The sequence below is a fragment of the Pseudomonas sp. EL_65y_Pfl2_R96 genome (assembly GCF_963970905.1).
Classification (GTDB): domain Bacteria; phylum Pseudomonadota; class Gammaproteobacteria; order Pseudomonadales; family Pseudomonadaceae; genus Aquipseudomonas.
In genome coordinates this window covers 62,773-71,320 of sequence record NZ_CAXAQH010000032.1, presented here as the reverse complement: position 1 = coordinate 71,320, position 8,548 = coordinate 62,773, and the positions used below count along the sequence as shown (strand labels likewise).

At 61.0% G+C, this 8,548-nt stretch carries 9 protein-coding genes; 1 reads left to right on the top strand and 8 read right to left on the bottom strand.

The annotated features are described in order from the left end of the window. Positions 1–166: 166 nt before the first annotated feature. From AACY49_RS25030 to pmbA, 6 genes are all read right to left on the bottom strand, one after another. Positions 167–1,060 carry a ZIP family metal transporter gene (locus AACY49_RS25030; RefSeq protein WP_320392228.1) on the bottom strand — a complete coding sequence of 298 codons (894 nt, stop codon included), beginning with the start codon at positions 1,058–1,060 and terminating at the stop codon, positions 167–169. Positions 1,061–1,078: 18 nt separating this feature from the next. Further along, positions 1,079–1,690: a superoxide dismutase gene (locus tag AACY49_RS25025; protein WP_258697547.1), complete on the bottom strand. Its 612-nt coding sequence runs from the start codon at positions 1,688–1,690 to the stop codon at positions 1,079–1,081. 1 nt (position 1,691) lies between these two features. After that, positions 1,692–2,129, bottom strand: a complete 438-nt coding sequence (locus tag AACY49_RS25020; protein WP_339527051.1) for a hypothetical protein — start codon at positions 2,127–2,129, stop codon at positions 1,692–1,694. A 27-nt stretch (positions 2,130–2,156) separates the two neighbouring features. Then, entirely contained in the window at positions 2,157–3,533 is a 1,377-nt protein-coding gene (locus tag AACY49_RS25015; protein WP_258697549.1) for a class II fumarate hydratase, read from the bottom strand. Further along, a complete protein-coding gene (locus AACY49_RS25010; RefSeq protein ID WP_258697550.1) occupies positions 3,526–3,921 on the bottom strand; it encodes a FagA protein in 396 nt (131 codons plus the stop codon). The genes AACY49_RS25015 and AACY49_RS25010 overlap by 8 nt, the downstream gene beginning before the upstream one ends. 245 nt (positions 3,922–4,166) lie before the next feature. Then, positions 4,167–5,513, bottom strand: coding sequence for a metalloprotease PmbA (pmbA, locus tag AACY49_RS25005; RefSeq protein ID WP_339527047.1), 1,347 nt, complete (start codon positions 5,511–5,513; stop codon positions 4,167–4,169). A 108-nt stretch (positions 5,514–5,621) separates the two neighbouring features. Between pmbA and yjgA the strand changes: the two genes are divergently transcribed. Further along, entirely contained in the window at positions 5,622–6,146 is a 525-nt protein-coding gene (yjgA, locus tag AACY49_RS25000) for a ribosome biogenesis factor YjgA (RefSeq protein WP_258697552.1), read from the top strand. A gap of 48 nt (positions 6,147–6,194) precedes the next feature. Here yjgA and tldD read toward each other — a convergent pair whose 3' ends face one another. Further along, positions 6,195–7,637: a metalloprotease TldD gene (tldD, locus tag AACY49_RS24995; protein WP_258697553.1), complete on the bottom strand. Its 1,443-nt coding sequence runs from the start codon at positions 7,635–7,637 to the stop codon at positions 6,195–6,197. 12 nt (positions 7,638–7,649) lie between these two features. Next, on the bottom strand, positions 7,650–8,504 hold the full coding sequence (locus AACY49_RS24990; protein ID WP_320392231.1) for a carbon-nitrogen hydrolase family protein: 855 nt from the start codon (positions 8,502–8,504) through the stop codon (positions 7,650–7,652). Positions 8,505–8,548 lie beyond the last annotated feature (44 nt).

Below are 8,548 nucleotides of genomic sequence, written 5' to 3'. Positions count from 1 at the left end.
TCTCCTACTCGGGTGCGGACACACCAGTGCTAATGACGGTCTCTGCCCCGCGCGCGCTCTCAACTTTAGATCCCCCCAGTTTGCTGCGCGACAGCGCGGCGTCGAAGACGGGGCGGACCCTCCTACATGGGATTGCGGACACCTGTAGGCGCTGCGATCTTTTTTCTCAAGCGAGCGCTGTATCCATCACCATCATCAAGCAAAACCCGATCAGCAGTCCGAGGCTGGCCAGTTTGTCGTGACCATGGCGTCGCGACTCGGGAATGACTTCGTGAGTCACCACCAACAGCATCGCCCCGGCTGCCAGCGCCAAGCCCAAAGGCAACAGCAGTTCAGCCAGGCTCACCAGCCAGGCGCACAGCAGTGCAAAGACCGGCTCGACCACCCCTGACGCGGCACCGATCAGGAATGCCTTGATCCGCGACATCCCTGCTCCGGCCAACACCAACGCGATCACCAGCCCTTCGGGTACATCCTGCAAGGCGATGCCCATGGCCAGGCTATCGGCGTCAGGCATGCCACCACCGGCCGAGACGCCGACTGCCATGCCTTCGGGAATGTTGTGGGCGATGATGGCAAATACAAACAACCAGACTCGCGGTGGAATCAACGGCCGCTCCAGCGTCCCCACATGCATTTCAGGCGTGGCGCCAGACACCTTGCGATCCACCAGAAACAGCCCGAATGCGCCCAACATAATGCCGAAGCTGATCAGACCACTGGCCGCCCAAGGCGTCAGCCCGAGGTTTTCGGCCGCCGCAATGCCTGGCACGATCAGCGAAAACGCCGTCGCCGCGAGCATCACTCCGGCCCCGAAACCCAGTAGCGTGTCGCTGACAGCCTGAGGCATCCGCCGAATCACCAGCACCGGCACCGCACCCAAGGCTGTGCCCAAGGCGCAAATGGCCCCGCCTTGCAGGGCGCGCAACAGTTTCGGTTCGAGGTCCAGCCACATCAGCCCCTGGGCCACCAATAACGTCATGCCTGCCAGCAGCAACAGCGATCCCAGTGCGTAACGAAACATCCGCCCGCTTCCGATCGCCAGTGTTTCAGTGCCCATAGTCAGCCTTGAATTGTTTTAAGCCAGTGCAGCCTGATAGCGCGCAGCGACTTCGGGCCAATTGATCACGTTGTAGAACGCATTGATGTATTCCGGACGGCGGTTCTGATAGCGCAGGTAATAAGCGTGCTCCCAGACATCCAGGCCGAGAATTGGCGTATTGCCGTTCATCAGCGGGCTGTCCTGGTTGCCGCTGCTTTCAACGACCAACGTCTTTTGCGGCGTCACGCTCAACCAGGCCCAACCGCTACCGAAACGGGTCAACGCGGCTTTGGTGAAGGCTTCCTTGAAGCTGCCGAGACCACCCAGTTGCTCGTCGATCGCCTTGGCCAGCGCACCTTCAGGCTGGCCGCCGCCGTTGGGCGCCATGACTTCCCAGAACAGTGAATGGTTGGCATGCCCACCACCCTGATTGATCACCGCCGCACGGAGTTTTTCCGGCAATTGCTGGACAGCCGCCACCAGTTTTTCCACGGGCCATTCGGCGAATTCGGTGCCTTCGACTGCAGCGTTGAGGTTATTGATGTAGGTCTGGTGGTGTTTGGTGTAGTGAATTTCCATCGTCTGCGCATCGATGTGCGGTTCCAGGGCGTCGTAGGCGTACGGCAAGGCAGGCAAGGTAAAAGCCATTTCAATGAACTCCATGTTGTAGGGGCGCAGGCTGATGCGCGGGCGACGTCTTGGTGTGCAGCAATCGCTGAGTGCGCGGATACTCGCCGTGCTCGCTGATGAAACTCAGCAGTTCGACATAGGTTTTGCTGCTCTGGCGCAGCGCGGCTTCACGCAAGGCCGGTGACAGCCGTGGGTCCTGCATGGTCTGCAACAGCCGTTGATGGATTGCGCACAGGTACTCGACGCTCTCCTCGGGCTGGTTCAGACGCAAGTGCAGGTCTGCCAGGTTGTGGTGAGAAATCACGCAGGCCGCCACCGCTTCGTCGGCATCCGCCCAGCGCTCGAACAACACCTGGGCCAAGGCCAATGCCTGTAAGTAAGCCTCGCGGGCATCGACCAGTTCGCCCAGCATGAAACAGCGATTTGCTCTTTCGATCGTGCGTTTCCAGTGCTCCATGGTGAGCCTCCAAAGCGCTAGCAGTGATTACACGCCACCTGCGGTGAGCTTTTCCGGATCAAGCAAAACCTCAAGCTGGCTGCGTGTCAGGTCGGTGTGTTCCAGGGCGACATCGATCACCGGCCGCCCCTGCTGATAAGCCTTCTTGGCAATTTCAGCAGCTTTTTGGTAACCAATGATCGGGTTGAGTGCGGTGACCAGAATCGGGTTGCGCGACAGCGCTTCCTTGAGCCGGGCCTCGTTGACCTTGAAGCTGGCAATGGCCTTGTCGCCCAGCAGACGACTGGCGTTGGCCAGCAATTCGATACTGCTCAGCAGGTTCTGGGCGATGATCGGCAGCATGACGTTCAATTCGAAATTGCCCGACTGACCGGCGACAGTGATGACCGTGTCGTTGCCAATCACCTGAGCGGCGACCATCGCGGTGGCCTCCGGGATTACCGGGTTGACCTTGCCGGGCATGATCGATGAGCCCGGCTGCAAAGCTTCGAGTTCGATTTCACCGAGGCCGGCCAACGGGCCGGAATTCATCCAGCGCAGGTCGTTGGCGATTTTCATCAGGGAAACCGCCGTGGCCTTGAGCTGCCCGGAAACGCTGACCGCCGTGTCCTGCGAGCCAATCAGCGCAAACAGGTCCTTGCCCGGTGTGAACTGCACCTGAGTCAGTTGACTGAGCTGCTGACTGAAACGCGCCGCAAACTCTGGATGGGCATTGATCCCGGTGCCCACTGCAGTGCCGCCCTGGGCCAGGGATTGCAGGCTCGGCAGCAGATCCTGCAAGTGACCGATATTGGCCTTGAGCTGTTGCGCCCAACCGTTGAGCACCTGGCTCATGCGCACCGGCATGGCGTCCATCAAATGGGTACGCCCGGTTTTGACGAACGGATGAACCTGCCCGGCCTTGCGCTCGATCACCTGCACCAGATGCACCAGCGCCGGCAGCAATTGCTCATGCAAAGTCAATGCAGCGCTGACGTGAATGGTGGTCGGGATGATGTCGTTGCTGCTCTGGCCGCAATTGACGTGATCATTGGGATTCACCGGCTCGCCCAACAAACGACTGGCCAGGGTGGCGATCACTTCGTTGGCGTTCATGTTGGAACTGGTGCCGGAACCGGTCTGGAAGATATCGACCGGGAAGTGCTGCATGAAGTCACCTTCGAGCAGGCCTTGAGCGGCGTCGACGATGGCTTTGCCCTGGGATTCGCTGATCTGCTTGAGCTCGACGTTGGCTCGGGCAGCGGCGGCCTTGGCCAGGATCAGCGCCCGGATGAATTGCACGGGCATCGGTTTGCCGCTGATCGGGAAGTTATCCACCGCGCGCTGGGTTTGCGCGCCATACAAAGCATCAATCGGGACCTGTAGCTCGCCCATGCTGTCGCGTTCGATACGAGTGTTATTCATCAGGAAATCCTTGCACCAGTTCTATGAGAGGGATGGAGGGTTGCAATTCGCAGGTCGCCAGTTGCCAGGCGTAGCTCCGCCAGCGCTTGAGGCGGCATTTGCAGAGTGATTGCCGTTCGAGATCACGCAGCGGTCGCCAGGCCTGGTCGAGACACAGGCTGCGCCAGTGCCAGGGCAGCGCGACGTCGGCAGCTGTGTCGAGCAATAAACGCAAGGAGGTTTCGGCGATGGTCCAGGGTGAGGTCGCCGTGCAACAAGCCAGGTATCGGCCCTCGGCCAGATAATGCTCGATCAGGCGCGGCTCGTCGGGGTCCATGGCGCAGCGGATCTGGCGACTCATCCAGCGCCAGCTTTCGAGGTAAGGCTGCTCGTGCAAGGCAGAACTCATAATCCGGGCTCATTCGGTAATGAGATTTATTATTAGATGATAATGAGAACCAAAACAAGTGCAGCAAAGCATTGAGCATTTTGTGGGAGCGGGCTTGCCCGCGATGACGATAGAAGATTCAACATCGATGTCGACTGAAATGACGCTATCGCGGGCAAGCCCGCTCCCACAGGATCTGGGTTGCGACCAATAAAAAAGGCGCGCCATCCGATAGATGACGCGCCTTTTTGTGCAGCGGTCGGAGTTTAGCTACCCGCCACCGTCATTCGCTCGATCAACACCGAACCGGTGCGAATGTTGCTACGCAGCTCCAGGTCATTACCGACCGCCACGATCTGCTTGAACATGTCGCGCATGTTGCCAGCGATGGTCACTTCCTGGACCGCGAACTGGATTTCGCCGTTCTCGACCCAGAAACCCGCCGCACCACGGGAATAATCGCCAGTGACCATGTTCAGGCCCTGCCCCATCAGTTCGGTAACCAGCAGGCCGCGGCCCATGCGGCGCAGCAAGGCGGCCTGATCTTCGTCGCCATGGGTGACGAACAGGTTGTGCACGCCGCCGGCGTTGGCGGTGCTCGGCATGCCCAGCTTGCGGCCGGAGTAGGTGCCGAGTATGTAGGACACCAACTCGCCCTTCTCCACGAACGGCTTGGCGTACGTCGCCAGGCCGTCACCGTCGAAGGCCGAGCTGCCCAGGGCGCGCATCAAGTGCGGACGTTCATCGATGGTCAGCCATTCCGGGAACAGCTTCTGCCCCAGGGTGCCTTCGAGGAACGACGATTTTCGATACAGGCTGCCGCCGGAAATCGCCGAGAGGAAACTGCCGAACAAGCCACCGGCCAGTTCCGCGGAAAACAGCACCGGCACTTCGCAGGTCGGCACCGGGCGGGCGCCCAGACGGCTCGCCGCCCGCTGCGCGGCACGTTGGCCGATGCTCTCCGGAGAAGCCAGCAAGTTGCCCTGACGGTTCACGTCATACCAGTAATCGCGCTGCATCTGGCCATCGGCTTCGGCAATCATCACGCAACTGAGGCTGTGACGGGTCGACGCATAACCACCGATAAAACCGTGGCTGTTGCCGTAAACCCGGCAGCCCTGGTGAGTACTGAGGGTGGTACCGTCGGCGTTCTTGATCCGGCTGTCGGTGGCAAACGCTGCTGCTTCACAAGCCAGGGCCTGCTCAATGGCTTGCTCCGGGGTGATGCCCCATTGGTGGAACAAATCGAAATCCTGCAGATCCTTGGCCATCAGCGCGGCATCCGCCAGGCCTGAGGCTTCGTCTTCGGAGGTGTGCTTGGCAATGGCCAGCGCGGCGGCAACGGTTTCGCGAATCGCCTCCGAACCGCTGGCCGAGGTGCTGGCCGAACCCTTGCGCTGCCCTACATACAAGGTGATGCCAAAGCCCTGGTCGCGGTTGAACTCAACGGTTTCGACTTCCCGCTGACGCACCGTGGTCGACAAGCCCTGCTCCAGCGACACCGCCACTTCACAGGCACTGGCGCCCTGGCGTCTGGCTTCAGCGATGATCTGCTCGACTTGTTCTTGCAGTGCCGGCAACGCTTGTGGGCCGACGCTTTCAACTGCACTCATGCTGTTCTCCACTCAAATTCTGCTTTCGGTAACGGTCATCGAGCGACCGGGCCGGACAAGCGGCCCCCGACTGGTTATCATGGCGGCGTTTCTTTGCGGACGGCCACCATGGTTGATTCTTACGACGACTCCCTCGATACGGGAGAAAAAAGCAAATCCCAGGTCAAACGCGAGCTGCATGCTCTGGTTGACCTCGGCGAGCGCCTTACAACACTCAAGCCTGACCTGCTGGCAAAACTGCCCTTGACCGACGCTTTGCGCCGGGCTCTGGCCGATGCGCCCAAGCACACCGCGAACATCGCGCGTAAACGGCACCTTCAGTTCATCGGCAAGCTGATGCGCGATCAGGACACTGACGCCATTCTCACCCTGCTCGATCAACTCGATGCCTCCACCCGGCAGTACAACGAACGTTTCCACGGCCTGGAACGCTGGCGCGATCGCTTGATCGCGGGCGACGACGCCGTCCTGGAGAAATTCGTCGTCGATTACCCGGAGGCCGATCGTCAACAATTGCGCTCCCTGATCCGTCAGGCCCAGCACGAACTGGCGACCAACAAGCCACCGGCTTCGAGCCGTAAAATCTTCAAGTACATCCGTGAGCTGGACGAGACTCAACGCGGTTTGCGTTAAGTCCCGAATCGGGTGAGCCACCTAGCGGCTCACCCGAAGCTCCATTTCTTACGCGCCCGTGCCACCCACGGTAATCGCATCGATTTTCAGCGTTGGCTGGCCGACACCCACCGGCACCGACTGCCCATCCTTGCCACACGTCCCCACACCGCTGTCCAGCGCCAGATCGTTACCGACCATCGACACCCGACTCATGGCTTCCGGCCCGTTGCCGATCAACGTCGCGCCTTTGACCGGGGCGGTAATCTTGCCGTCTTCGATCAGGTACGCCTCGCTGGTGGAGAACACGAACTTGCCGCTGGTGATGTCCACCTGACCGCCGCCGAGGTTGGCGCAGTAGATGCCTTTTTTCACCGAGGCGATGATTTCCGCCGGGTCGCTTTCGCCACCGAGCATGTAGGTGTTGGTCATGCGCGGCATCGGCAGGTGCGCGTAAGACTCGCGACGACCGTTGCCGGTGCGGGCCACGCCCATCAGGCGCGCGTTGAGCTTGTCCTGCATATAACCTTTGAGCACACCGTTTTCGATTAGCGTGGTGCACTCGGTCGGGGTGCCTTCGTCGTCGACGCTCAGCGAACCACGGCGCCCGGCGAGGGTGCCGTCATCGACGATAGTGCAGAGCTTCGATGCAACCATCTCGCCCATGCGCCCGCTGTAGGCCGAACTGCCCTTGCGGTTGAAATCGCCTTCCAGACCATGGCCGACCGCTTCGTGCAGCAGCACACCGGACCACCCCGAACCCAACACCACCGGCAACGTACCGGCCGGGGCCGGAATGGCTTCCAGGTTTACCAGCGCCTGACGCAACGCTTCACGGGCATAGCCCATGGCGCGGTCGTCGCTGAGGAAATAGCGGTAGTCGGTACGACCGCCGCCGCCATGACCGCCGCGTTCACGGCGACCGTTCTGCTCGACGATCACACTGACGTTGAAACGCACCAGCGGCCGCACATCCGCCGCCAGGCCGCCATCAGTGGAGGCTATCAAAATCCGCTCCCAAACCCCGGCCATGCTCACGGTGACTTGCTGGATACGCGGGTCGAGGGCGCGGGTCGCCACGTCGATACGCTTGAGCAGCTCGACTTTCTCGGCACGGGTCATCACTTCCAGCGGGTTGTCTGGCCCATACAACTGGGTAACATCCTGGGTGGTGAACGCCTGCACGGTGCCGTTCTGCCCGGCCCGGGAGATCGAACGGGCCGCACCGGCTGCCGCCCCCAACGCTTCGAGGGTGATCGCATTGCTGTAGGCGAAACCGGTTTTTTCACCCGATTGCGCACGCACACCAACACCCTGGTCGAGGTTGAAGCTGCCTTCCTTGACGATCCCGTCTTCCAGTGCCCAGGACTCGGAAATCTGCCCCTGAAAATACAGGTCGGCGGCATCGATGCCCGGGCCGGCCAGATCACCGAGCACACCTTGCAGGCTCTCGATCGTTACGCCGCCGGGCGCCAGGAGGTGTTCACTGACTGAGGACAACAACTCGCTCATATGCTTTACGCCTTAAATTCGTCGTTCTGATGCAGGTCGCTGGGCGCCCTGCGAGAAAAAGCGCCGGTGAGTGGACACCGGCATCCGCGCCCTGATGGACGCCTGTTCGCTGCTGTCGCGTTCGGCCAGCAGCACGGCCTCGCCCTGATCCTGTTGTGCCAGCACACGCCCCCAGGGGTCAACGATGGCGGCATGACCAAACGTTTCTCGTGGCCCTGGATGCGTCCCACCCTGGGCGGCCGCGAGCACGTAACACTGAGTCTCGATGGCCCGAGCGCGAATCAGCACGTCCCAATGCGCCGCACCCGTCACCGCGGTAAAAGCCGACGGTGCGGTAATCAATTCCGCGCCGGCTGCACGCAGTTCGCTGTACAGCTCCGGAAATCGCAAGTCGTAACAGACGGTCAGGCCAACTCGACCGACCGGCGTATCAGCAACCACCACACCACTGCCATAAGCATAGTCATCGGATTCGCGATAACGCCCGCGATTGTCCGCCACGTCCACGTCGAACAGGTGCAGCTTGTCGTACCGCGCCACAGTCTCGCCCTGGTCATCGACCAGCAACGAACACGCATGCGATTTGGCCATCGGTTGATCCACCGGCGGCAACGGTAACGTACCGGCCACTATCCATAACTTGAGGTCGCGGGCGGTCTGTTTCAACCACGGCAGGATCGGGCCTTCGCCCAAGGCTTCGGCGCGGCCGATGTCGGCAATGTCGCGACGGCCCATGGCGGCGAAGTTTTCCGGCAGCACAGCAAGTCGCGCACCACCGGTCGCCGCCTGCTCCAGCAGACGACGGGCCTGGGCCAGATTGGCCAGCACGTCGCTCTGGCTGACCATTTGAATCACCGCTACAGACATGGCCATTTCCTTATCTGGAATCAACACATACCTGTAGGAGCAGC

What these genes read in the sequence shown, in the direction of transcription:
- AACY49_RS25010 (WP_258697550.1), bottom strand. Translation starts at nt 3,921, where the DNA reads ATGAGTTCTGCCTTGCACGAGCAGCCTTACCTCGAAAGCTGGCGCTGG.
- tldD (WP_258697553.1), bottom strand. Translation starts at nt 7,637, where the DNA reads ATGAGCGAGTTGTTGTCCTCAGTCAGTGAACACCTCCTGGCGCCCGGC.
- AACY49_RS25020 (WP_339527051.1), bottom strand. Translation starts at nt 2,129, where the DNA reads ATGGAGCACTGGAAACGCACGATCGAAAGAGCAAATCGCTGTTTCATG.
- AACY49_RS25030 (WP_320392228.1), bottom strand. Translation starts at nt 1,060, where the DNA reads ATGGGCACTGAAACACTGGCGATCGGAAGCGGGCGGATGTTTCGTTAC.
- AACY49_RS25015 (WP_258697549.1), bottom strand. Translation starts at nt 3,533, where the DNA reads ATGAATAACACTCGTATCGAACGCGACAGCATGGGCGAGCTACAGGTC.
- AACY49_RS24990 (WP_320392231.1), bottom strand. Translation starts at nt 8,504, where the DNA reads ATGTCTGTAGCGGTGATTCAAATGGTCAGCCAGAGCGACGTGCTGGCC.
- pmbA (WP_339527047.1), bottom strand. Translation starts at nt 5,513, where the DNA reads ATGAGTGCAGTTGAAAGCGTCGGCCCACAAGCGTTGCCGGCACTGCAA.
- yjgA (WP_258697552.1), top strand. Translation starts at nt 5,622, where the DNA reads ATGGTTGATTCTTACGACGACTCCCTCGATACGGGAGAAAAAAGCAAA.
- AACY49_RS25025 (WP_258697547.1), bottom strand. Translation starts at nt 1,690, where the DNA reads ATGGCTTTTACCTTGCCTGCCTTGCCGTACGCCTACGACGCCCTGGAA.